Consider the following 23,577-nt stretch of genomic DNA (forward strand, 5'->3'; position numbering starts at 1 on the left):
GAAGAATAGCAAAATAGCACAAATCCCCCTGCGAATAATAAGTGGGGGATTTAAATAATCTTAATTGGCGTAGATGATTTTATCTGAATAAAGCGCTTCAATTGCTTGCTTATGAGGATTCTTCTTTTTATCGGTGACGATAATATCAATATCGTTGATGTCACTTATTTTCATTAATCCACTTTGACCGAATTTACTGGTATCACATAAAATCACTTTCTGCCTGCCCATTGCCAGCATTTTCTTGGCAATACGCCCTTCATCGAGATTCTTTACCATCACGCCAAAATCACTGTCTATACCGCCAACGCCCACAAAACTAAAATCGGTGTGAATGTCATTCATTTGTTCAATTGTTTGAATACCTAAATTAGCTTTATAAATATGGTTATATTCACCACCCAACACATGCACAATTGCCATATTATTTTTACTTTTTATTTTATCGGCAATTAAAGATGAATTGGTAAAAACAGTAAATTTCACTAACGGCAAAAATGAAGCAAAAATAAGTGTAGTGGTACAAGAGTCAATAAATAAACTATCATTTTCAGTTACCAGTGAAGCCGCATATTGACCAATCAGCATTTTTTCCTGGCGATTTAAATCCATTCTTTGAGCAAAACTGCCCTCTTGAATATTCTGAACTTTTATTGCACCGCCGTGGACTTTGGTGACCTCACCACTCTTTTCCAAATAGGAAAGATCTCTGCGGATCGTTTCAGATGTCACACCCAACTCCTCGGAAAGACCAATAACAGAAACCTCACCAAGGCTATCCAGCTTTTCCAAAATAAACTGTTTACGTTTGATCTGATTCATAAGAATAGCGGCCCGAAGCTGTACGATACATTTAGAGCCTATTTCATTAGGCTATTTTACTTGCCATTCTACGCAATAATTTTATGAAACAAAAGGCGATTCCGTCACAGTGGCCAGAGTTGATTAATGGCAAAAGCAACTCCATGGTGATTGTTATCCTGACTCACTTTGTCCGCGCAAGATTTGACAAAATCACTGGCATTACCCATTGCCACACCGACGGCTGAAAACTGAAACATACTGATATCATTTTCCTGATCGCCCATACTGACCACCGATTGAGAGCCAATATTTAAATGCTGTGATAAATAATGCAATGCTTCCCCCTTCGTAATGCCCTGTCTCATTATTTCGTAATAATGACGACTGGTCTTACTGAGTGAGTATTGACGATGAAATCTCTCGTCTATTTTATTAGCGACATTATCAATAAAATCAGTCGAGCCAACAATAGAGATTTTGACGATATCATCTCGTTTAATAATGTCTTTAGGTTCAACAAAAGATAATTCCATCGCAAAGAGTTGAGACTCATAGCGTGTATAATCACTGATATAATTTAAACTGGATATCATATTATCGCGGGTGAAAAAGTGATATTGAAACTCATTTTCAGCAAGCATAGTTATCACATCCCTCACATCCAGGCGACGCAATGGCATAAAACGAATATCTTTCTTCTCAACAGCATCATATATCCATGCACCATTAAACGAAATAAAGTAACGAATTAAATATTCTAATTCAGTATTGCGGATAACAGCTGCAATAGCCCTAACTGGTCGGGCTGAACATAAAACCACTGTGCCATGCTGATGAATAACACGCTTTATCGCGTTAATATTCTGAGCTGATATTTTGTTTTGCTGATTGAGTAAAGTACCATCAAGATCAAGGGCCAGTAACTTGTACATACTTTAAATCCAATAAAAAGGGAGAAAATATTCCTTCTCCCTCTGACTGCTGATAAAATCAAATAAAGGGGAAATGTGCCGTTGGTGTCCCACTTATTTAAAATATAAGCGCATAAGCCACCGGAGCGCCCCTGGGTGCGGTCAAACCTTCACTCACTGAGCTAATTAACCCCATACCATCAGTGAGTAATAAACCGCGATACAACATCCTTAGCTGCATTACAGACAACATTATCAATAGCGGTGCCCACCACCAGAATATTGACACCGGTATCTTTGAATGCTTTTGCATTTTCCAGATTAATACCGCCTTCGGCTAATGTGGGTACTGAAACTGCACCGACCAAGGCCAAAAGTCGTTGTTTGATAACATCAGGAATATCGCCAGCACCAACCCCTTCGTAGCTCATGCCGGTCATTAAACCAATCATATCAACCCCTAACTCTTCCATTTTTTTAGCCACTTCAGCGACATCAGCAGGAGTTTCAGCCGCAATACCGAAGGTGTGCAAATCGCTTGGGTGACCAATATAAGCATCCACTGTCAGACCATATTTATGAGCTAAATCGACCAGTTCTTTTAAATCCTCAAAACTGGATTTATGGGTATGTAAACCATCAGCGCCTGATTGAGCAATCAATAAAATATCCTGTTCAGTTACCGGCGTAGGTACAGTTTCTGTAAAGCCCCCGGCAATCCCGACAGTAATAAAAATATCATCCGCCACCACATTACGTACACCCTGCACTGCTTCCGCCATTTGCCCGATAGTTATCTCATGGCGAATGCGCTCTGCGGCATGCATATTCGTCACACCATTATGGCCACGCGCTAATGCCAATGCCGGGTGATTCGGCTCTAACAATTTAACACCAGAATCGCATACTGCTTTCGCTAAGCGAGCATCATCTCCGGTTATTCCAGTACTCAGAATAGTTTGACCGCCATGTAACGTAATTGCGTTTCGTACTTTATCCATAGCGACGGACCGTTTCTTACTCATATCAGCGTTGAACATATTTACCTCTACTTGATTTATATAAAACTGCTTTTTTAATTGTTAACTCTTAGCCGAAATCCCTGGTGTTGGTGATTCGGGTACTGCCTTTTTAATTGCTACAAATTTGTTGGCTAATAGGGTGATGACACAAGTCAACACTAACGTTACCGCCATCACTATCGCCATATAGAAAGCGTTATTTGATAAGAATGGTGAGGCGAAAGCAGGGACATAAGCCACGCCTTTAATATTCAATAATCCCAACAACATTCCACCGACACCGGCTGAGAATATCGCGCCTGCAAAGACGACTTTATTAGAGAACATGAACGGATAAGCCGATTCGACAAACGTCCCGAAACCTAAGTTAATTAACAACCCCGGAGCAGCAACAGCGGCCTCACTTTTTTCTCGCGGCGCAATGACGTTTGCCAGATTAATACCTGCCGCTACCATCACCAGCCCAACCATATCGACAGCACCGAGGAAACTAACACCGGACTTTTCCATTTCCAGTAAGACCAGCGGCAATATAACGGCGTGATAAACACCACCCAGAATAGCTGGCCAAATAACCAATCCCGCCAGTAATCCGGCTAATATTGGGCTGAAGGCCAAAGTGGCTTCGATGGCCAATTTGATATAGTCACCGGCGGCCAAAGCCAATGGGCTGAGTAGGTAATACATGACCAGACCAGAGAATAAGCCGGACAAACCACCCGCCACGATATTGATTGTCGTCATTGGGAATTGCCATTTCAGGCACAACCCGAACAAATAACGCACCATAATACCCGCGCCGATCCCGCCCAAAATACCGCCAATTAACCCCCCTTCAACCGACAGCACACCAGCAACCACACCCGCCACAATCGATACTTCATCCAGCTCGGAGACCTGTTTAGCCGCAATAACTGCGACAATCACCGGCAACCCCTTGAGCAACAGTTCAAAGATGGCATTCAGTGATTGCAGCCCTGGGATATGGCTGAGCGCTAACACAATGGCCATAGCGATAAAGCCGGGCAAGGCTGGGATCATGATGCTGCGAATATTGATTCTTTTTAGCAGACTCTTATCGCTGCCCGGCAGCATGGCATCGCCACTACCCAAGACCGGGGTATATTTTATCTGCCAGTATTTGCATAACGAGGCGGTAAAAGAGATAGCCCGGGTACGGCTATTGGTGCCGGTGGTCCCAGAAGTGGCAATGACATTGGCGCCTTTGGAGGTGATAATCGCCATTGAGGTGCCGCCGGTGCCCACGATAGGAACTTTCTTTTCGATCGCCGCCAGGATAGCTTCTTTATTACTGCGGTCGGGATCGGCACTCATAATAATAATGCCATCAATAGCACCAGCACGGATTTGTGCCGCAATGGCTGCATCCGAGGATTTTACCGCGTCATTCACCTCTGACAGTTTTCCCTGGAAACTAATCTGGGGTTTATCCTTTTCTGCGGCGGTTATTGAATACACTGCGGCGGCGGTGGTCGGTTTTGCCACATCCATCGATTCTTCTGCTGCAATAAATTGCACCGCACTGACACCTAGCCCCGCAGAATGGAGTTGGGTATAAATTTCTTGTAGAAGTCTTTCGGGGTATGCACCACCGAGATTGAACAGGTTTCCCCCACTGCTTCCGAGTATTGCTACATTTTTCATGTCGGGCCTCAAAAGATAAGAAATGTTAGAAAGTGTTATTATGTTTTTAACTGCAATTCACAATCACAGAAACAACAATTCAAAGCAACACAAAACAACATTGCATCACTTATTAGCCCCATTAATTTAATAGCTATTAACTTCATCAATAAAGTAAAATTCTCAATAATTAAAACCAATATCCTTTAAAATTAAGATAGGTCAACATTAAAAACCACAATGTGGCATTTTGTTGTTTTATTTTGTTTTGTTGTTTTCGTGATGAAGTTCAAATATTAGCGACGATCGTCACTTAAAGAGAGGAATCAAACAGAAGAATGCAGAATGGCTTATTGCAGACATAATCGATAGCGGCTAATAAGCCGCCATGACTGCCATCATTATCAAGCCGTTGGTCGATAACGCCACAACCAACGGCCACTCGCCATACGACGATAGAACAGCACGCCGCGCACTATCCAGTCGAGGAACATGCCCATCCAGACGCCAGTGACACCAAACCCTAATGTCACCCCTAGAATATAACCAGCGACAATACGGCACCCCCACATCCCTGCGAGCGCTACCCACATGGTATAACTGGCATCTTTCGCGCCTTTCAGCCCTGATGGCAACACCCAGGCCGCAGCCCAAATTGGCATAAAGAGTGCATTGATCCAAATCAGGTGCTTAACGACATCGATAACCCCCGGTTCATGGGTATACAACGACGCCAGAAACCCAGCACTGGGGATCGACAGCAAGGCGATAAAGCACACCCCAAGGGTTGATAACCAGAAAATGTGTTTAATCTGACGGATAGGCTGCAAAATCTGCCCTTTTCCCAAGCGGGTGCCGATAATAATCGTCGAGGTATATCCCAGCGCATTGCCCGGCAGGTTGATCAGCCCAACAATGGAAAACGCAATAAAGTTACCGGCAATCACTTCTGTTCCCATACCCGCCACAAAGCGCTGAGTAATCAGCTTGCCAATATTAAACATCACTGACTCAACACTGGCAGGAATACCGATGCTCAAAACCTCAAACATAATGGCGGAGGTAAAAGGCATAAAATAAGATTTAAAGGGAATGCGTAAAGTATTATTCGCCCCGAAAATCAGCACTGACACCACCACCAGAGCGCCTAAATAACGGGTAATTGAGATGCCGATACCCGCGCCGATAAACCCCAGCCCCTGCCAATTCCCCACGCCGTAAATCAGCACGCTACTAATAGCAATATTAAGGATATTCATGCTGATATTAATAAACATCGGCAGTCGCGTGTTACCGGCACCGCGTAATGCCCCACATCCCACCAACGTGATTGCCATCGCCGGATAGTTCCACGCCGTTAAACGCAGATAGGTCAGCGCCATCGCTTTAACTTCAGGATCAGCCTGGCTGGCCATCAGATTGATAATGGCTTCTCCGGCAAAATGCACCAGCAACACCAACAGTAGCGAGATTAAGACTAATAGAGAGATGGATTCGCGCGCCGCTGTTTGTGCCTGTTTGCGCTTACGTTGCCCCAAACTGAATGACACCACCACCGACGTGCCGAGCGCCACAGAGGTGAAAAAAGCCGCAATGAGCATATTGAAGCTGTCGGCTAACCCTACTGCGGCCATGGCTTCTTTACCCAACCAGCTGACCAACAGAGTGCTAAACACCCCCATTAGTAAGACACACGACCCTTCAATAAACAGTGGGATCGCCAGCGGCGTTATCTCACGCCAAAACAATACCCGATAGGATTTCCGCTTTTTATACCATGCATTTTCACAAAAGATTTTCAACTTAATATACTCGAATTATTTAGGGTATATACTCGATAAAAGTCGATGCGAACATCATAACAGAATGGCGAATTAATTTAAATGAAACATCATTTCACACAAACAACAATGAAATAGTTATGCAATGAAACACACATAAATATGCAAAATATCTTTGACTCGAACACCGGTTTTGCGATATCAATGTAGGCATTGAAACCTTTGCCAGACAGAACTCATTCATACAGGATTTAATTGATGACAACTATTCTCAAACACCTTCCTATAAATCAACGTGTTGGTATTGCTTTTTCCGGTGGTTTAGACACCAGTGCAGCACTGTTATGGATGCAGAAAAAAGGGGCAATTCCTTATGCCTACACGGCTAATCTGGGTCAACCTGATGAAGAAGATTATGATGCCATTCCGCGCAAAGCGATGGAGTACGGTGCAGAGAAAGCTCGTCTGATTGATTGTCGTAAACAATTGGTTGCTGAAGGGATCGCCGCTATTCAATGTGGTGCCTTCCATAACACCACCGCCGGTGTAACTTACTTTAACACCACCCCACTGGGCCGGGCGGTCACTGGCACCATGCTGGTTGCCGCCATGAAAGAAGATGGCGTGAATATCTGGGGTGATGGCAGTACTTACAAAGGTAATGATATCGAGCGTTTCTATCGTTACGGTCTGTTGACTAATGCTGAATTGAAAATTTACAAACCCTGGCTGGATACTGATTTCATCGATGAACTCGGCGGCCGTCATGAAATGTCCGAATTTATGATTCAATCCGGTTTCGATTACAAGATGTCGACCGAGAAAGCCTATTCCACTGACTCAAACATGCTGGGCGCGACTCACGAAGCCAAAGATCTGGAGTTCCTGAACTCCAGCGTCAAAATCGTTAACCCGATTATGGGTGTGAAGTTCTGGGACGAAAATGTGGTAGTGAAAGCAGAAGAAGTTTCGGTCCGTTTTGAGCGCGGTTACCCGGTGGCACTCAATGGTGTGGTGTTTGACGATAGCGTTGAGCTAATGATGGAAGCCAATCGTATTGGTGGCCGTCATGGTTTGGGCATGAGCGACCAAATTGAAAACCGTATTATTGAAGCTAAAAGCCGTGGTATTTACGAAGCCCCAGGAATGGCGTTGCTGCACATCGCTTATGAGCGCCTGCTGACTGGTATTCATAACGAAGATACCATTGAGCAATATCATGCTAATGGCCGTGTGCTGGGCCGCTTGCTGTATCAGGGCCGTTGGTTCGATCCACAAGCGCTGATGTTACGTGACTCGGCGCAGCGTTGGGTTGCCAGCGAAATTACCGGTGAAGTCACTCTGGAACTGCGTCGTGGTAATGATTATTCCATCCTGAATACTGTCTCTGAAAACCTGACTTATCAGCCAGAGCGCTTGACGATGGAAAAAGGTGATTCAGTGTTCTCACCAGATGACCGTATCGGCCAGCTAACTATGCGCAATCTCGATATCACCGATACACGTAAGAAGCTCTTTAGCTATGCCACTACTGGGTTATTATCTGCTTCGGCAGAGGTAGGTTTGCCGCAGGTGGATAATAATAATCTGACCGCTCGTGGCCTGCAGGATAAGAGCAAATAATTATCCCCCAGCTCAGGTATTCAATTGACGTACATTGATTGACCACCTGGCAACTGTCTGGGGAGCCATTCGTTCTCGGCTCCCCAAATTAACCCCTTGTTTATATAGCCATAGCTCGCCTCTTTGACTAACGTGCGCTGAGTTCTGCCTGATTGGTTTCAACGTCATAAGCTCCCCCGATACACAGATCAATAGGATACGGGTCCCACTCAATCAGACCTCTGATTTCAAACTGAACAATGCCATTTCTGGCATTATGCTGCTGATTGACAGCCAGAGACTCTGCGATGATCCGGGGTTCAAAACGGATGATGGCTTCACGGATAATTCGCTCGATAGTCGCCCAGTTATGGGGAGTCGAATGCCTCCCCACCAGTGGCGAAATACCATAGTTTAATACCGACTTTGCTACCCATTTATGGCGCTGTTCATCAAGCCGGTCGTCAATATTGGCATTATTTAATATTTCAGCAATATTCCGTTGCACCAGTTTTCGCATAGTCCGTGAGTCATAAAAAAACTTATCATGAGGCTCTAACAATTTTTTAGGCTCATCATCAAGTAAACGCTCAAGCAGAGTAGGCAAAAACTGTCTCTTCTTTTCCATTAATTAACCTGTTCGTTAAACCCAAATTTTTCAACATCAAAGCGAAACTCTTCAATATCGAATAATGCATACTCATCCTGGTCGGTAATAAACATTTTCCGCCCTGAACCAATATAGAGCGAGTCTGCGGGTTGGCTCCATTCGGTTTTAAGACCAAGTTTAGTATCATTATCAGCATCAAGAGATAACGGATAACGCGCCGGAATATAGCCGTACCAAACTTTATTATTCACCGTCAATTGTGCCGGCGCCCAAACCAGGTCTGTAATATTTTTAGGCTTAGAAACCGTCATTAATTGCACATCAGCGAAAGGTACCCAACGATAACCGCCTGCGCTGATAAACTCACAAACCGGCCCGATACGGCTATCACTATCCGCTATCCATGAGAAGGGCGTCGCTGAGCTATTTTCCCCAGCACTTTCGGGGGCTTGTGACAATGCTTGCTCGCGCAGTTCTTCGCTTTGTGAGTAATCACCCTCATGCAAATGTTGGTTAGCTTGCTGCATCAATACCGCCCACTCAGGCAGAGGATTACCCAAGGTTCCAGGGTCGCGTTTCCCTGCCAGCACATCTTCACGTAACGTCTCACTCAAGACCAGATTCTTATACAGCTCTGCCTGCTTGGTCATATCTGGGGCAAACTTAGTCAGAGTTTCAAGTTGCAATAACGCTTTTTGCCATAATCCAGCCAGACAATAGAGCTTAAATAATAGCTCGCGTGCATAGGTATCTGCCGGTTTGGCTTTCAACTTGGCAATAACATCCGATTGTATTTCGGCCAATGAGCTGCTTTTCAATAATTCATTTAAGTTGGTCGTATTCATTAAGTTGTTATTTCCATATTTAAATTTATAAATGGCTATCTAGCCCTAACTTATAGAGTTCCTGGAATACCAGCGCAGGCACACTGTTTTTTTCTTTTGAAGTGAGGTGTTCTGGTGCCAACAGTTTTAATAAATCAACTTTTTCGTCATTATGGGATGTGTCCAGATAATCTATGACACTTAATTCCTTTGTGACTTTTTCGATAAGTCCACCGGAATCTAAAATACATTCCGTCAGCGTTTTATCCTTTACGCATTCCCTTATATTCTCTAAAAAACCATCATTGGCAGATAATTTTGTTACCTGCTGTTTATCTTTTTTGGAGAATTCCCGGCCTTGCTCACCCCACATTAGAAAGCGTTTGTACTCCAACTCCAGGCTTTTCAGGATATCTGGCCCCTGCTGTCCATGAGTTTGTATCTCATTAACATCATCGAAATAAGAGATGTAATGACCACCATGAGACAAAATATCTTCTATTTCCGGTAAGTCAGTCGTATCACATATCGAGGGATGTTCCAGCATTAACAAGTTGTCAGTAAAACTCTTACCTGCTGCTTGCCCAGAGGCTTTTTTGGCGGTAATGACAAAATGACCAAATTTAATTTCCGCACCGAATGATATTGGGTGATGCTCACCTGGATTTAACTCTTTTCCATTGATAATACAAATGAAATCACTACTTTGGTTAACGATCATTGATTCAGACGAATGCCGGTAAAACCGGACTTCATTTTGTCTATCCCCCATAGAATGGGGAGTAAACTCCCCTTTTTCCATGCTAAAACAGACAGCATTCTGCTCCGTAATCGCATCATTAAGCTGAAACTGTTGCGACATCCGTGGCCAGGTTAATACGAGTAACATGCCTATTAGCCGCCTATAAAGACATTCGGCGATCCGCAGACAATTGCGGCACCATCTCCAGCCACATCACTTACGCGCGCGGCTGGAAACTTATTAATAAAAACGGTTCCGGAGCCTGTGACTACACTGGTCATCCCGACTAACGAGGACGATGCCGCGCTCCCGCCCGCAATTGCAGCCGGAACTGCGTTAATTGATACATTGGGTGAACCGCTACATATCGCACCGCAACTGGTGGCGTCGCCCATTCTTGCTGCACAAAACATATTTCATCTCTCTTAACGGCATAACCATTCAATAATTTTTTCCTCAGCATATCGGCATGTCTGACGGTTCAGGTTCACACCGAATATGCTGAGTTCACTTTTTATCAGAATCAAGGCGGAGGTGTCTGTTCATCCGTTGGCGTTGGTTCTGGCGTCTCTGGTGGTTCAGTCGGCTCCGGCGTTTCGGTCGGCTCCGGCGTTTCGGTCGGCTCCGGCGTTTCAGTCGGCTCTGGCGTATCGGTCGGCTCTGGCGTATCGGTCGGCTCAGGCGTATCGGTCGGCTCAGGCGTATCGGTCGGCTCCGGCGTCTCGGTCGGCTCCGGCGTTTCGGTCGGCTCCGGCGTATCAGTCGGCTCTGGCGTTACCGTCGGTTTCGGTGTTACCGTCGGTTCCGGTGTTACCGTTGGCTCCGGTGTTACCGTTGGCTCCGGTGTCACAGTCGGTTCTGGTGTCTCAGTCGTTGGCTCCGGTGTTATCGTCGGTTCCGGTGTCTCAGTCGTTGGCTCCGGGGTATCCGTCGTTGGTTCCGGCGGATCAATTGTTGGCTCCGGCGGATCAATTGGCGGTATTGATGGATCAATTGGCGGTATCGGTGGATCAATTGACGGTACTGGCGGGTCAATTGGCGGTATCGGTGGAATGATCGGTGGTATCGGCAATGGTGGTAATGGCAATGGCAGCCCGATACCTCCCCCCAGTAACTTCAGTCCCGCCAGGCTTGAAAGCGCGGCTAAGCCACCACCCGCACCGCCGCCACCCCCGCCACAACAATCATCAGAGTTAAGGTGGATCTCTCCCCCCTGAATAATGACTTTCTTTTTACCGACAATCTTGATGGTATCGGCACTGAGCACCAACTCACCACCCGCCCCGATCGCCACAGCACCACCGGCAACCAGTGTCGCAGCACCGCCAGCGGCTACCTGATGAGCACCACCGACAGAAAGTGCGTTGTAACCACCGACGTTGGTCAGGTTGGCACCACCCACGTTGGTGGCATTGGCTAAAGCGACATTCAGAGCATGAGTGGCGCCCACCACCACACTCCGTGCCAAGCCAACTTGTATTGAAGACGCTAAAGCGACGGATTGTGCGGAAGCACCAAGAACAGTTGATGTCGAATTAGCCCCTACAAGCACGCTGCGGTTGGCCCCCACACTCAGATCAGCATTAGCGCCAATAACTTGCGTTTCATCATTTTTCGTCAGACGCGCCATATCGCGCTCGGCCTGCTCCCAGTATTGCTCCAGGCCAGGTTTATCCTCAAAACGCACGCCGTTATAGTTGGTTAGCCCACCGCCAATGGTACGGCTGACCATGCCACTTTGTGTGGCATTCGCAGGTAAATCCCACGGTGGGCGAGTCACGTTATTGTAGAGACTACCGCTGACCAGCGGGCGATCCGGGTCGCCATTGATGCAGTCCACCAGCACTTCCTGACCAATACGCGGAATATAAATGCCACCAAAACTGTTCCCGGCCCAAGCCTGGCTCACGCGTAACCAGCATGAGTCCGACTCTGCGTTTTTGCCGTAACGGTCCCAGACAAAACGTACTTTTACCCGGCCATATTCATCCGTCCAGACCTCTTCGCCCGGTGGCCCCACCACAATGGCATTCTGTGGCCCACTGGTTTTTGGCTTGGGTGTAAGTTGTGGATGACGATAGATCTTGGTGGTGGGCTGAACCGTAAACGTGGTTTCATAGTGAAACTCATCCCCACGGGATAGCTGCGCCACTTCACTAACCAACAAACGGCTGGAGATAACCATATATTCGCGGTTGGCTTTATCAACCGGGAAGCCTTGCAGTTCGAAGTTAGCGCCGCAAACGATGCCACGAACCTCACCGAAACCGACGGCACGCGAACCCAATGCGCCGCGCTCCTCAATACGCACTCGCGCCAGATGCTCCCCGATATCCGGTTGGTCATAATCCCCAGGCCATTGATAAATTTCGAGATCGCTAAAACTGGTTTTGCGTGGCTTGCTGTCCATGGTCAAAATGTCAGCACGGGATTTGGTGAAATCGTAGTCGTTATAGACCCAGCGCCCAGTAGTTAGCGTTTCCTGCGTCTGGAATTGGGAGATGTATTCTTCCCCAGCCTTTGGCTCATCCGAGAGATATTCAATGGTGTGGTAGGCTTCACTGAAATAGCGTTTGTGAGCACCAACATGGTCGACCAGAATTAATTTTTGTTTATGATCATCATGTTCGAAAAACCAATAAATACCCCACTCCTCCATTAAACGCTGGAGGAAATTAAAGTCGGTTTCACCGTATTGCACCTGGAAATCGAGTATTGGATAAGTAGTTGCCAGCCGTTTTTCAAACGGGAAATTATAGTCAGCGAGCACTTCATCAATAATATCTACTACATTTTTATTCTGAAAAATTTTAAAGTCAGAGGTTAAATTTGTGAGGTAGAACCAAGGTCGAAGGACAATTTCAAACATCGCCTGATTGGCATCGCGACCAATAAATCGGGCTTTTTCGACCAAACCTGAAATTTCACGCGTGCCTTTACCGACACCTTTTACATAATCAAGGCCGTTACCATCCAGTTCCATTTCAATGGTCATCTCTTTACCAATTAAGGCTTTGAGATCGACATTAGAGGCTGTCTGCCAAGGAATGGAGGGGTTAGCCGGCGTTTTTGCCGTGATGGTATATGAATACAAAGTCGAAAAGGCTTCCTCTCCTTCTAACTTCGACAGTACCAGCGCAGGCTCACCCAATAAATAGGGCATGGCCGGGCTGCTCAACTTTATTGTCCTTGACATACTAATACCTAATATCCGGTTAATATCGCAAAGTGTTCATTACACTTTTAATGGTTGGTGCATCATGATGAATCGGTTTATTCCATTAATTTTCCATACCTACACACCTCCAAATCCATAGTTTTGTAAGCTTTAACTTCCTGTTAAATCACCAAATTTCATGCATATCATCATTGAGCGTACTTGGGCATTGGAAGCCTCTAAGCAGTTCACTGATACTCTCATTACCGTAAGTCAAACCGGACACTTCCAGCTCGACGCGATCTTTGCCCATGACATAGGTCAGAAGTTGCATGCCACTGGCGTCTTGTGCCACTTCATCAGCCTTATCAGCCCATTTCAGCAATGCCCAAGGGCCACGCAGCAGGATGTCTGGCATCGCTGAAGCTTGTTGGCGCTGAGCGGTTAAACTCACTATTGTTCCTTGACGAACGCCCGGCCATTTGAAGAATGATGGCGTCACCGGGCCGTGAGAATAGCGCACAATATTCCCGTCAAAATTCATGATTAATTGCGTAATTGAAGGGGCTAAATAACGCACGGATACCGAGAAGTCCAAAGCCACTTTGCGGCCTTCACTGGCATTAAATAATGCATTGCGGATCACCGCCGCCTGTTCAAAAAATTCCAGACCATCACGGCTGGCACTGCCTTTATAACGCCAAGGCGTGGTGGTAGTGTCGACTTTGCTTTCCAGGTTCTTCTTAAAGTAACTGTCCACCGTGCCACCCGCGCCGAAGAAGCGCTCAAAATCACTTAAACTGACGACTTTCTCACTATCAGCAAAGGGATAACGCCCCTGTAAGGTGTTGCGGCATATCTCACCGACCCCCATATCAATGGCCTTCGAGGTGTGGGTAATCACTTTATTTTCAAACTTTTGCGATGAACTGGTTAAAAGTGGCGCAATGATATTGCTAAACGGATCCGGCCAGGTTTGTGACTCAATCACGATACGCTCCCCACCATGAGAGATCGGCGGGATATCGCCATATTCAAACGCGCTGTTAAACACCACCAGACGGGTATATTGATCGTTCAACGCACCAATAACCCGGCTCATCTGGGTACCCTGAATCACAGCAAGGTTACTGTTATTCTCCCCATCGCTCGGTTCGCCCTTAACAAAAGCGCGCAGTCCGTCAAATTGACTATCAACAAATTCCTGAACCAGTTTATTCTCACGAAAAGCGATCTTTTCCTGCACTTTTTTAGCCTGGTTAACTAAATTTCCCTGATTTCTTATTGTTATATCGTCGAGTAGTGTTTTCTCTTTTACGGTTTCAACTAACGTCGTTTCTTTCACTGACTGCTTTGCCAAATTGAGCAAAGGCGAGTTCTCTGACACCAGCGTTCTCAACAGCGCAATATCCAGAGATAACCCTTCTGCATACTCTCCACTGTCAGCATCAACAGAAATCAGGCGCACACTGGAGAGGAAGCGTTTCCAGTAATCGGTGTATTCTTTCAAATACAGGGTTAGCACATCTTGCTGTAGCGCCAGAGGATCAAATGAAGCAGTCAACGGCTGAGCCATCACCCAACGATCCTCTTGCTGAAGTTGCATCAGCAATGGTGTAAGCTTTTTTTTAACCACCTGATGATACCCGGCGTGGGTATATAACCCCGGAACCCCTTCATGCAGTAATTCGTCATCCGATAGGGTAAAAACCTGTGTCGCATTCTCACCCACCATTTTACGTAATGTCAGATTGGCGGGCGCTTGTGCCTGTAAATGAGATTGAACGCGCCCCCAGAGTCTGGCAGTCTCAGTTTTCTCTGCCAGCATGGCCCTGGCCTGTTTGATCAGCTCGCTATCTGCCGCTTGTCCATATTGTCGCCACGCTTTTTGGCTGAAAAGCGTATTCAAATGGGAGGCGAAAATACCTTTCTCTTCATAAGGTTCGATTTTCCCGCTCTTCTGCCAAGCTTGAGTGACTTTATCGACCACATAATTCTGATCGAAATGCTCTTCATCGGTCAGCATGAGATAGAGTTTTAACGCGACATAGACCGCTTCAGAATCGCCACTATTGATCGCATTGTTTAATGAGAGTTCGGCCTCACGTTCCACCATCGGGAAGAGGTATTTTTGCAGGAAAAAATGATACAAATTGTTCGCGCCCCGCGACACCGTCCCGCCAGTGTATAAACCATAACGCCAATCAAGACTCGGGTTTTCCACATCGAGCGTACCGTACTCAGGTAACTGCTGAGTAGCATTCAACAGCGTGGGTAACATCTGCTCATGGGTGGTTTTAACATAACTGCTAACACTGCTCTCTAAGTGCTGGAGCTTGGTGCCAACCGCCTGTAAATAGCCATCGTTGTGCTGAAAACTGATAAGGAATGCCCATACCAGCCACACCGCCAGCCCAATACAAGCCACGTGCCCCAGTAAATTCTGGAAACGGTATTTGGATTGCACTTTAAGGTTATAACTCACCAAATCCCCATCTTGGGTGATGACGTCGCGGAATAGCTGCTTGAGGAAATATTGTTTTCCATAAGCCGTTTCGCTGATCAATTGACCTTCATCATCACTTCTTTGCGAAAGCGAGGCCGGGGATGCAGGCTTGATATGACTAATAACATTGCGCCATTTCTGGACCAGGGTGCTGTTATTTAGCAACCCAATATTTGCAGGTTGGCAACTGCTGACAAAATAGATCCCACGCAATGTGGTATGGAATTTTGTCTCATCAAAACGCGAGGCAAAAAATACATTCTGCAAGACTTCAGTCACCCGTTGGGACAACAATCTGAAATCCTGCGGTAACGCATACATGCCTTTACGATCAGTGACGGAATACTCTTCTTGCTGACGCACATGCATGTTGTTGCTGATGCGGTTTTCAAGCAGTGCCAACTCAGTGCTGATACGCTGCTCAAGCTCCATATCCGCGCGCCCTTTCTCCTCGTTATAAGGGAAAGTCACACCCCAGATTTGTTCGCGGTCTTCGGCGGTTAAATTACGGAAATACTCATCAAAACCAGATAGTTGATCCAGTTTAGTGATAGTCACATATACCGGGAAACGAACACCGAGCGCACCACGCACATCATCTAAACGCGCGCGCAGTGTGGCCGATAGTGTCAATAACTCGGCTTTACTTTTACCCAAAATGTCGGTGACTGAAATAGCCACAATAACGCCGTTAACCGCCTTGACCGGACGATACTTTTTCAGTGCCTTTAAGATGCCATTCCATTCAATTTGATGCGCTTTGCCGTCATCAATGTACTTACCGGCGGTATCTAAAAACAGGGCATCATTAGAGAACAGACATTCGCAATGCTGGGTCGGTACATTTTCTTTACCGATGCGATCCAACTGCTCAGGCAGAGGGAAATCTTGTCCTGATGAGAGGATCAGCGAGGTTTTACCCGCACTCTTGGTGCCCAGCACCATGAACCAAGGCAGTTCGCTACGCCAGCGGCTGGAAACAAAAAAATGCTTCCAGGTTGGAATGCCACTGTGAATACGGCGGACATAATTTATGCCATTGCGAATCACCGCATTGATTTCAGAAAGGTCAGGTTCGAGTTCAGATTGACCTTTCTTCGGGTTGATAAAATTATCCAATAGCGCAGGGTTGAGCGCTAAAGCCCGCATAAAACGCCACACACCATAAAGAATGGTGATAAAGGCAATAAAAGCGATGATTGCGCCACGACGCAATGGATCTTCCAGCGGATGGCTATCCCCGACTAATATAAAGGGCGCGATAACCCATACCGCAGCGCAGGTGACCACCGCCAACATAACAAAGCGCGGCACGTTAAACCAAAAGCCCAATAACAGAGCCAGAGCCAGCAGTAAGAAAATAATTCTGGGTTCATAACCTTCAAGCGGTCGCGCCTCGCCAAATCCGAGGAAAGGCCCCAAAAACCATATTGCGGCAGCCAGTAACAGAAAGCAGCCCACCAGCAATATTCGTTTCATGGCCCAGCCAGAAAACAATCGATTCAAATAAGACATTCTATATCTCAATAATTAACAAAGATTTCTACACGGCGGTTTTGTGAGCGCCCGGCTGCATCGTCATTACTACTGACTGGCTGCGTATCCCCTTTCCCCTCAAACCGGATTTTGTCAGTCGGGATACCCGCTTTCTCCATAAAGCGTGCAACGTTGGCGGCACGTTTCTCAGAAAGCACCTGGTTATTAGGGAAACCTGGTTTGTTGATCGGCATAGAGTCGGTATGCCCAATAATCAGCACCGCCCCTTGTACGCGATGAATTTCCTGCGCAACACGCTCGATGACACTCATGATTTCGGAGCGGACTTTATCCGAACCCACCTGGAACATGGTGTCGCCTTTGAAGATGACTTTGCTGCGACTGCTTGTTTCATCAACACTCACTAGCTGCTTCGCTATCTCATCTTTTAACAAAATAGCCAGACGTAGTTTTTGTACCGCAACGGTTGGCACGATAACCGGACGTTGCAAGGCTTCCATTCTCTTCAGCAAGTCGCTTTCGGGGACGGAGAGAAAATATTTACTGCCAATAAAGGTGCCCGCAATCAAGAAACCACACAGCAGCATCGACACACGAACCGGAACAAAGATCCCTCGCCGTTTGCGGAGCTGATGCGCGATTAATCCATGCGGAGAAAGCGCGGTAGGAACGGTATCGCGGGTACTCTGCAATAACGTTAACAATCCCTGACGGATTTTGGTTAATTGCCGGTCACCCTCATCGATAATGCTGTAGCGGCCTTCAAAACCCAGCCCTAGGATCCTCAGCAATACTTCCAGGCAATCCGCATACTCATGTGGACTCATTGAGAGGCGGCCCACTAACAGGAAAAATTTATTCCCGCCGTCGTTATCACCTTCAAAATGGTTGAGCAGGTTGCTTTGCGACCAACCCGACATGACGCCCCATGACATGGTGTGAGCCGCTTCATCTAGCGCGGTACACAAGCAATAGCGGACAATCGCCATTTTCTTCCACGAGATATCCGCTTCATCACACACCACGCTAAACAGAGTTATCTCATTCTTCAGGCTCTCTTTTAATATCTGAACCTGTGAGGCATCCGCTATCTCTTGTGGCATTTCGCTTAAAGCGCGTAATAACGGCTGTGCCGCCTCCAATAATGGTGTTGGCGACGCGACCGCTTTAGCCACGCGTTGTTGGACACTTTCGCCTCGAAGTTGGGCGGTATCATAGGGCTGAAAACCCGATGAGCGCGTAGCCTCATGGCTGAACGCCGCACCAGATTGTGTGCTCTCGGTGTAGACACTCGGCTCATCAAGCAAGAAATGGCCTAACGCCTGCGGACTGGTATCCGCATCTCTGCTTTGATCAAAGGAGGGCATCGGTATCCCAGGGTTCAATTCACTGCTATCACTCATGAATCTCTAATCCCCCAGAGCTCCATTTTCAATGCAGGGAAATCGCCAGCCACGTGGAGTGCAATGGCCCCTGCATTGGAAACTTTGTCCCAAAATGGCCCGCTTTTCATCAATTCGAAATAAACGTATCCCGCACTGTACGGAATTTGCCGCGGTGGAACCGGCAACCGCTGTAATTCGAGACCCGGTAAATGTGAACGCACCAGTTCATGCAACTGTTGTGGCGCACTGATTTTGGTCTGTACTGAGAATTGATGCTGCAATACGTCCATTGGTAGTTGTGCATGAACGGCCAATACCAAATGGGAAAACGAACGTAATTCATTAGGCAGCACAGAGGCAGACCATACGCCATTCCCTTTTGGATCCAGCGGGATCATCTGCCCTGCACGCACCAGAATCTGATTGAGCAATTCATGCACATCGTCCACTAATGGGCGAATCGACGGGTAGAGTTTCCCGTGGTCATATCCCGGCGCCGGGCGCGGCCGACGCGTTTTGGTGCGAATAAAGGTGGATAATTCACCGGCAAACTTGGCAAGTTCTTGATAAAGCACGATTGGCGGCAATTCAGGGATATTGCGCAGATGATCCAGACTTGGCTCGTATTTATTAAAAATTTGCAGCAGCAAGTAGTCGACAATTTCAGCACTGGCGCTGGCTTTACCATCACTGCTTGACAGACGTTTAGCCAGCATATCAGCCCGCATTTTGACCAAGCCATTAAGATGGGTCAGCCACTCTGACAGCAGTGAACTCGCCGCGTATCCCGTCACCGGAGGAATGTAGTCTTCCAGATGCAGCAATACGCTACCATCAGGCTGAATCGCTCTGACTTTGGCCAGTGGCAACCCAATCCATGATTCGGTCATTTCACTTTCAGAAACCAATTTAAGCCGCAGCCGCGACAACTGCACCGGCTTCGGCCCCTGACGAATAGCATTCGTGTCACTGAGGTCTGCTTCATAGGCATAAAAACGCGCCAATGAACTCATGTCATATTCGTCAAAAATAGTTTCATCACTGTTATCCAGCCGCAACGGAACCGCCAGATAGATTAGTTTGCCCAAATGATCCGGAGTGATGGTAAGTGGCTCAGGCAGTTCCGCATGACCGGGAATATCAAAAGGCGTTCCATCCGGTAATACCCCTTTGCCAGATCGCAGTACCAACTTGCCATAAGAGAGCGCTTCGCGATCAATTTCATATTGCGCGAATCCCCAAAAAAATGGGGTAATCGTGGCGGCTCGTTTATGAGCGTAATATTCAAGATAACGCTCTTGCTGTTGAAAAAGTTGCGGGCGAAGAAAAAGACCCTCACTCCAAACGACTTTGTTAGTTCTCACGACTTAGTCCATTTCTTTGATTGATATTGACAGACGCTCAACGCGCACCTTGACTACCGGATCGTTTTGTTTCCCTGACCACCATTTTTTATACCAGGGCTGCACGCGTTTCTTGGGTAACGGGCTAACAACCGCGTTCCACTCCGCTTGCTCAATTTCACGGTAAGCAGCAACAACGCCGATGGCAGTGACCCCACTGTTTAGCGTCAGTTCTATTGTTTTTGTCTCATTAGGTAGCATGATCCCGTCAGACACTTTCTCCATCTGTTCTTTCAGAGATGGTGTGCCCTCTTCGGTAATAGTGAAGAAATCACTCGACTTAAATTCATCCGTATTCTTCAGGGTATAAACGGTGATCCTTAATGGATTAGCGACACCTTTGTCATTTGGATTGATATTTTTTGCCGTAGTCAGCTCGACCACCAATTTATCAGCCGGTTCGGGTTGAGGCTTCGAGCTACATGCCATGACCAACAGCGTGACCAATGCCACGAAAAAGTATTGTGTAATCCGATTAAACCAACGGATGTCTTTTTTCATACTTAACCTAGTCAAATAAAAACATTAAGTTTTATCCACAATAATATAGTGACCGGCAGACTCATCACTTTTCCTATTACCTACGCTACTATCAGGCCTGTTACATCTATTGTGGATAAAACCTATATCTGGGTGAAAAATCGATTACGGATAAGCTCCGTCACTGAGAAAACTTGCCACCCGAGAGTGGCAAGTTTAATGTTTTGTCTAAAACAGCATTGCTTAGCTTTGCTGGTTAGCTTTAACATCGTAGTTAGCAGAAATAACGCCAGATTTATGGCCTTCAGCATTCTGCATAACGTAGTCTTGAGTCATCTTGGTGAATGAGAAACGAATCTCTTCACGCGGACGGGTTTCATCTTCAAGAGAACCGGCCATATCAACACGAGTGATGATTGCATCGGTAAATTTAATAGTCAGGTATTCCAGTGGATCGCCACCCGCTTTACGCAGAACGAATTGGATATTCTTAATATGCTTACCCAACAAGCAATAGCTCAATAAGTTCGGGCTTGCTTTATCGGTATAATGCGTGAAGCAGAAGTCAGAAACAGTTGCTTTACCTGAACCGCCACCTGAACCACTGTGCATATTTGAGTGCTGGGAAACGTCCCATTTCCAAGCCAGCACCTGAATTTCGTTTTTGTGGTTAGCATCTAAAGATTCACCTTCGATACCATCAATTTTAATAAACATATCTTGCGACATAATAATCCTCTCTCGCACTTCTATTAATTTCACCTGATGAAAAACATCAAGCGTAGGAAGGCCCACGTAATAAACTTACGAAAACACATCCCTTTCCTATGAAAATAAGCATTACAAATAGTTTATTATTGACTATTACAATACTTTACCTATACACCACTTCTTTTAACGTCATTCAATATCATGCTTTGAATGACGTAAGGCCTCGCGCGATACATTGCACGAAAACACATACTTTCCACTAAATAATAATTAAATAGATGTAACTTCCATATTCTTTAACCTGATACAGAGAAATATTATTCCTCAGCCCCAGTTGTCATCTATTTAATTACGCAACATCTTTCAGTGAAGGTAATTTAGCAACCATGCGCAGTGATACCGTCAAACCTTCCAACTGGAAGTGTGGGCGCAGGAAGAATTTCGCCTGGTAATAACCTGGGTTGCCTTCAACATCTTCAACAATAACTTCAGCTGCGGCCAACGGACGACGTGCTTTCGTCTCGATAGAAGAGTTTGCCGGGTCACCGTCTACATAGTTCATGACCCAATCGTTCAACCAGCGTTGCATCTCATCGCGCTCTTTGAATGAGCCGATCTTGTCTCGCACGATACATTTCAGATAATGGGCAAAACGTGAACAAGCGAACAGGTATGGCAAACGTGCCGATAAGTTAGCGTTAGCTGTTGCATCTGAATCGTAATATTCAGCAGGTTTTTGCAATGATTGCGCGCCAATAAATGCCGCATAATCAGTATTTTTTCTGTGCACCAGTGGAATAAAGCCATTTTTAGCCAATTCCGCTTCACGACGGTCAGAAATAGCGATTTCTGTTGGGCACTTCATATCAATGCCGCCATCATCAGTTGGGAAGGTATGACATGGCAGGCCTTCCACCACACCACCGCTTTCCACACCGCGAATCAGGGTACACCAGCCATATTCTTTAAATGAACGGTTGATGTTAACAGCCATAGCATACGCCGCGTTGGACCACACATATTTGCCGTGGTCGGCACCGTCGGTCGTCTCTTCAAAGTGGAAGGCATCTACCGGATTAGTGCGAATACCGTATGGCAGACGCGCCAGGAAACGCGGCATTGCCAGGCCAATATAGCGGGAATCTTCAGACTGACGCAGTGAGTTCCAGGCAGCATACTCAAGATTCTGAGTGAAGATCTTGGTCAAATCACGCGGATTTGACAGCTCTTGCCAGGATTCCATCTGCAATACTGACGGCGCGGCACCCGTGATAAAAGGTACGTGTGCAGAAGCGGCAACCTTACCGATAGAAGCCAGCAGATCAACGTCAGGCGCAGTATGGTCAAAGTAGTAATCCGCCACCAGGCAACCATAAGGTTCGCCGCCCAATTGGCCGTACTCTTCTTCATAAACTTTTTTGAATAATGGGCTCTGATCCCACGCCACACCTTTATAACGCTTCATATTACGGCGTAATTCATCTTTAGAGATGTCGAGAAAACGCAATCTCAACTTCTCATCAGTCTCGGTGTTATTCACTAAATAGTGCAGGCCACGCCAGGCACTTTCCAGAGACTGAAACTCTTGATGATGCAAGATCAAATTGATCTGCTCAGACAATTTACTGTCGATCTCCGCAATAATAGAGGCAATGCTCTTATAAGCATCGTCAGATACAGTTACCGAGTTAGCCAGCGCCTGCTCAGCCAATGTTTTAACGGCACCTTCTACTGCCGCTTTGGTCTGCTCAGACTTAGCCTTGAATTCTTTGGTCAATAACGAATTAAAGTCGTTATATTCAGTCGCAGCAGCAGCGACTGGTTTATTTTTTGCTTCTAAAGTGGACATGGTTTTTCTCTTCTTAATCAATCTTACTGTGGAGCATCAGCAGCGGATTGCTTTGTTTTCGGTGCGGATGCCAGTGTTGCCAGTAATGATTTGTCTTTCAGAAGTTTCATTACTAATTCCTCTGCACCTGCCTTGCCATCCATATAGGTTTGCAAGTTTGCCAATTGAGTACGGGCATCTAACAATTGAGACAGAGAATCGACTTTCTTGGCAATTTCATCGGGAGAAAAGTCATTCAGGCTCTCAAAAGTAATATCCACCATCAACTGGCCTTCACCCGTCAGCGTATTTTTCACAGCAAATGCAACACGTGGTTTCATTGCTTTCATACGCTCATCGAAATTATCGATGTCGATATCCAGTAGCTTTCTATCTGCTACTGAAGGTAAAGGTTCCAGAGGTTTACCGGATAAATCAGCCAGCACCCCCATAACGAATGGCAATTCAACCTTTTTCTCACTACCATATATTTCCACATCGTATTCAATTTGTACGCGTGGCGCTCGATTTCGAGCGATAAATTTTTGGGAATTACTTTTACTAACCATATATGCCTTTTATTCAAAACGTATTGTAAAATCATCAGGAAATAAGCTTCCTGAACCGCTATTGGAGAGATCAAATGTAAAAAATAATACTAAACGTGCTC

18 protein-coding genes are annotated in these 23,577 nt (G+C 46.3%); 1 reads left to right on the plus strand and 17 read right to left on the minus strand.

Features of this window, described 5'->3' with window-relative positions:
* Positions 1-60 precede the first annotated feature (60 nt).
* The 5 genes from HU019_RS12890 to HU019_RS12910 form a co-directional block, all read right to left on the minus strand.
* The gene (locus tag HU019_RS12890) at positions 61-822 is read right to left on the minus strand and encodes a DeoR/GlpR family DNA-binding transcription regulator (protein ID WP_174847290.1); all 762 of its coding nucleotides are present in this window, start codon (positions 820-822) and stop codon (positions 61-63) included.
* 104 nt (positions 823-926) lie between these two features.
* Entirely contained in the window at positions 927-1,736 is an 810-nt protein-coding gene (locus HU019_RS12895; protein ID WP_174847291.1) for a Cof-type HAD-IIB family hydrolase, read from the minus strand.
* 179 nt (positions 1,737-1,915) lie between these two features.
* Positions 1,916-2,755 carry a beta/alpha barrel domain-containing protein gene (locus HU019_RS12900; protein WP_174847292.1) on the minus strand — a complete coding sequence of 280 codons (840 nt, stop codon included), beginning with the start codon at positions 2,753-2,755 and terminating at the stop codon, positions 1,916-1,918.
* A gap of 42 nt (positions 2,756-2,797) precedes the next feature.
* Positions 2,798-4,402 (minus strand): PTS sugar transporter, encoded by a 1,605-nt coding sequence (locus HU019_RS12905; protein WP_174847293.1) that lies wholly within the window; start codon positions 4,400-4,402, stop codon positions 2,798-2,800.
* A 383-nt stretch (positions 4,403-4,785) separates the two neighbouring features.
* Positions 4,786-6,183, minus strand: coding sequence for an EmmdR/YeeO family multidrug/toxin efflux MATE transporter (locus tag HU019_RS12910; RefSeq protein WP_174847294.1), 1,398 nt, complete (start codon positions 6,181-6,183; stop codon positions 4,786-4,788).
* 237 nt (positions 6,184-6,420) lie between these two features.
* On the opposite strand from HU019_RS12910, the gene argG reads away from it, so the two are divergent.
* A complete protein-coding gene (gene argG / locus HU019_RS12915) occupies positions 6,421-7,785 on the plus strand; it encodes an argininosuccinate synthase (protein ID WP_005165407.1) in 1,365 nt (454 codons plus the stop codon).
* 127 nt (positions 7,786-7,912) lie between these two features.
* On the opposite strand, the gene HU019_RS12920 is transcribed toward argG, so the two are convergent.
* The 12 genes from HU019_RS12920 to tssB all read right to left on the minus strand — a co-directional run bounded on the left by HU019_RS12920 (position 7,913) and on the right by tssB (position 23,476).
* Positions 7,913-8,392: a type VI secretion system baseplate subunit TssE gene (locus tag HU019_RS12920; RefSeq protein WP_174847295.1), complete on the minus strand. Its 480-nt coding sequence runs from the start codon at positions 8,390-8,392 to the stop codon at positions 7,913-7,915.
* Positions 8,392-9,219 (minus strand): type VI secretion system accessory protein TagJ, encoded by an 828-nt coding sequence (locus tag HU019_RS12925; RefSeq protein ID WP_174847296.1) that lies wholly within the window; start codon positions 9,217-9,219, stop codon positions 8,392-8,394. Before HU019_RS12925 ends, HU019_RS12920 begins: the two co-directional genes overlap by 1 nt.
* Before the next feature lie 25 nt (positions 9,220-9,244).
* Positions 9,245-10,087: a TagK domain-containing protein gene (locus HU019_RS12930; protein WP_174847297.1), complete on the minus strand. Its 843-nt coding sequence runs from the start codon at positions 10,085-10,087 to the stop codon at positions 9,245-9,247.
* Between the two features lie 5 nt (positions 10,088-10,092).
* Entirely contained in the window at positions 10,093-10,353 is a 261-nt protein-coding gene (locus HU019_RS12935) for a PAAR domain-containing protein (protein WP_005168539.1), read from the minus strand.
* A gap of 110 nt (positions 10,354-10,463) precedes the next feature.
* Entirely contained in the window at positions 10,464-13,103 is a 2,640-nt protein-coding gene (locus HU019_RS12940) for a type VI secretion system Vgr family protein (protein ID WP_174850492.1), read from the minus strand.
* Between the two features lie 181 nt (positions 13,104-13,284).
* A complete protein-coding gene (tssM, locus tag HU019_RS12945; RefSeq protein ID WP_174847298.1) occupies positions 13,285-17,118 on the minus strand; it encodes a type VI secretion system membrane subunit TssM in 3,834 nt (1,277 codons plus the stop codon).
* An 8-nt stretch (positions 17,119-17,126) separates the two neighbouring features.
* A complete protein-coding gene (gene tssL, locus HU019_RS12950) occupies positions 17,127-18,503 on the minus strand; it encodes a type VI secretion system protein TssL, long form (RefSeq protein ID WP_174847299.1) in 1,377 nt (458 codons plus the stop codon).
* On the minus strand, positions 18,500-19,849 hold the full coding sequence (tssK, locus tag HU019_RS12955) for a type VI secretion system baseplate subunit TssK (RefSeq protein ID WP_174847300.1): 1,350 nt from the start codon (positions 19,847-19,849) through the stop codon (positions 18,500-18,502). Before tssK ends, tssL begins: the two co-directional genes overlap by 4 nt.
* Before the next feature lie 3 nt (positions 19,850-19,852).
* A complete protein-coding gene (gene tssJ, locus HU019_RS12960) occupies positions 19,853-20,389 on the minus strand; it encodes a type VI secretion system lipoprotein TssJ (protein ID WP_174847301.1) in 537 nt (178 codons plus the stop codon).
* Positions 20,390-20,611: 222 nt separating this feature from the next.
* Positions 20,612-21,097, minus strand: coding sequence for an Hcp family type VI secretion system effector (locus HU019_RS12965; protein ID WP_174847302.1), 486 nt, complete (start codon positions 21,095-21,097; stop codon positions 20,612-20,614).
* A 331-nt stretch (positions 21,098-21,428) separates the two neighbouring features.
* The gene (tssC, locus tag HU019_RS12970; RefSeq protein WP_174847303.1) at positions 21,429-22,928 is read right to left on the minus strand and encodes a type VI secretion system contractile sheath large subunit; all 1,500 of its coding nucleotides are present in this window, start codon (positions 22,926-22,928) and stop codon (positions 21,429-21,431) included.
* A gap of 23 nt (positions 22,929-22,951) precedes the next feature.
* Positions 22,952-23,476, minus strand: coding sequence for a type VI secretion system contractile sheath small subunit (gene tssB / locus HU019_RS12975; protein ID WP_005157572.1), 525 nt, complete (start codon positions 23,474-23,476; stop codon positions 22,952-22,954).
* Between the last annotated feature and the right edge of the window lie 101 nt (positions 23,477-23,577).

It is taken from the genome of Yersinia artesiana (assembly GCF_902726545.1).
GTDB lineage: Bacteria > Pseudomonadota > Gammaproteobacteria > Enterobacterales > Enterobacteriaceae > Yersinia > Yersinia artesiana.

Coding starts and splice junctions, on each gene's coding strand:
- tssM (WP_174847298.1), bottom strand. CDS start 17,118: ATGTCTTATTTGAATCGATTGTTTTCTGGCTGGGCCATGAAACGAATA.
- HU019_RS12905 (WP_174847293.1), bottom strand. CDS start 4,402: ATGAAAAATGTAGCAATACTCGGAAGCAGTGGGGGAAACCTGTTCAAT.
- HU019_RS12925 (WP_174847296.1), bottom strand. CDS start 9,219: ATGAATACGACCAACTTAAATGAATTATTGAAAAGCAGCTCATTGGCC.
- HU019_RS12920 (WP_174847295.1), bottom strand. CDS start 8,392: ATGGAAAAGAAGAGACAGTTTTTGCCTACTCTGCTTGAGCGTTTACTT.
- HU019_RS12965 (WP_174847302.1), bottom strand. CDS start 21,097: ATGTCGCAAGATATGTTTATTAAAATTGATGGTATCGAAGGTGAATCT.
- tssB (WP_005157572.1), bottom strand. CDS start 23,476: ATGGTTAGTAAAAGTAATTCCCAAAAATTTATCGCTCGAAATCGAGCG.
- tssJ (WP_174847301.1), bottom strand. CDS start 20,389: ATGAAAAAAGACATCCGTTGGTTTAATCGGATTACACAATACTTTTTC.
- tssL (WP_174847299.1), bottom strand. CDS start 18,503: ATGAGTGATAGCAGTGAATTGAACCCTGGGATACCGATGCCCTCCTTT.
- argG (WP_005165407.1), top strand. CDS start 6,421: ATGACAACTATTCTCAAACACCTTCCTATAAATCAACGTGTTGGTATT.
- HU019_RS12900 (WP_174847292.1), bottom strand. CDS start 2,755: ATGTTCAACGCTGATATGAGTAAGAAACGGTCCGTCGCTATGGATAAA.
- HU019_RS12935 (WP_005168539.1), bottom strand. CDS start 10,353: ATGTTTTGTGCAGCAAGAATGGGCGACGCCACCAGTTGCGGTGCGATA.
- HU019_RS12930 (WP_174847297.1), bottom strand. CDS start 10,087: ATGTTACTCGTATTAACCTGGCCACGGATGTCGCAACAGTTTCAGCTT.
- HU019_RS12890 (WP_174847290.1), bottom strand. CDS start 822: ATGAATCAGATCAAACGTAAACAGTTTATTTTGGAAAAGCTGGATAGC.
- HU019_RS12940 (WP_174850492.1), bottom strand. CDS start 13,103: ATGCCCTATTTATTGGGTGAGCCTGCGCTGGTACTGTCGAAGTTAGAA.
- HU019_RS12895 (WP_174847291.1), bottom strand. CDS start 1,736: ATGTACAAGTTACTGGCCCTTGATCTTGATGGTACTTTACTCAATCAG.
- tssC (WP_174847303.1), bottom strand. CDS start 22,928: ATGTCCACTTTAGAAGCAAAAAATAAACCAGTCGCTGCTGCTGCGACT.